The sequence below is a fragment of the Actinomycetospora sp. genome (assembly GCF_055612215.1).
Map to the genome: position 1 here is coordinate 1 of NZ_JBVPVA010000387.1, position 1,110 is coordinate 1,110.

A 1,110-nucleotide genomic window follows, 5' to 3' on the forward strand; every position below is an offset into this window, starting at 1 on the left:
GGGATCGTCCCCGACTTCGCCGTCGCCGTGGGCGCCCCCGCCCGGGTCGTCCGGGACCGGGTCGCGGACTACGAGGCCGCCGCCTCCGAGCGCGCGGCGCTGGCCGACATCGCCCGCAAGACCGCCCGAGGTGCGCTGCGCGCTCGTGAGCAGTAATCCGTGCCATAGGGCGGATTACTGCTCACGGGCGCGGAGCGCACCTAGTCGGGGTTCGCCGCGGCGGCCTCGGCGGTGCCCTGGTCCTCCGGCTCGAGGTCGAGCTCGAAGGCCGGGGTGGCCGCGTCGTCGTCCTCGACGGGGTCCGGGCTGTCGCTCGCGAGCTGGTCGGCCACGGCCTCGCCCGCGTCGCGGTCGTCGTCGTCGGGCCGGGCGTCGTCGCTGCTCATCGCCGACGGGTCTGCCCGGCGCCCCGGGCACGGAAACCTCAGGGGCGGCCGAAGACGTTGCCCGTCGGGATCTTGGGGCGCCCGAGCGTGGGCTGCGGGTCCCGACGGTGGGTGCGGGCATAGAGCGCGGCGGTGTCGTCCGCGATCGCGGGCCAGGCGAAGTCGGTGGCCAGCCGCGCCCGGGCGGTCTCCGCCCGACGCGCCGCGGCGTCGGGCTCGTCCAGGGCGGCGATGACGGCGGCGGCACAGCCCGCGACGTCGCCCGGGTCGAACGACAGGCCGGTGACGCCGTCGAGCACCACCTCGCCGAGTCCACCCGCGCGCGAGGCGACCAGCGGGGCGCCGACCGCGGCCGCCTCCAGCGCGACGATGCCGAACGGCTCGTAGCGGCTGGGCAGCACCACGGCCGACGCCCGCCCGAGCAGGTCGACGAGCGCGGCGTCGTCGACGTGGCCGAGCATCGTCACCGCCCCGCGCACCCGTGCCGCCCGCGCCCGCTGCGCGAGCCACGCCGCGTGCGACCCGGTCCCGGCCACCGCCAGCCGCGTCCCCGGATGGGCCCGCCGGATCGCCGGGAGCGCGGCGATCACGTCCTGGATGCCCTTCTCCCACTCGAGCCGGCCGAACGTGACGAGGGTCGGACGGCCCACGGGCCAACGGCGCCGTCCTGCCGTCGGACGGCAGGAAAGCGCCATTGCTGCCGCGGTGGGGGTGGGGACCGCGG

General features: G+C 77.6%; 2 protein-coding genes. Both read right to left on the reverse strand.

Annotation, left to right across the window (positions count from 1 at the left end; genetic code table 11):
* Positions 1 to 200: 200 nt before the first annotated feature.
* Positions 201 to 386, reverse strand: a complete 186-nt coding sequence (locus tag AC0CYZ_RS11075; RefSeq protein WP_472215211.1) for a hypothetical protein — start codon at positions 384 to 386, stop codon at positions 201 to 203.
* 38 nt (positions 387 to 424) lie between these two features.
* On the reverse strand, positions 425 to 1,110 hold a 686-nt coding region (locus tag AC0CYZ_RS11080), incomplete at its 5' end, for a glycosyltransferase (protein ID WP_472215213.1).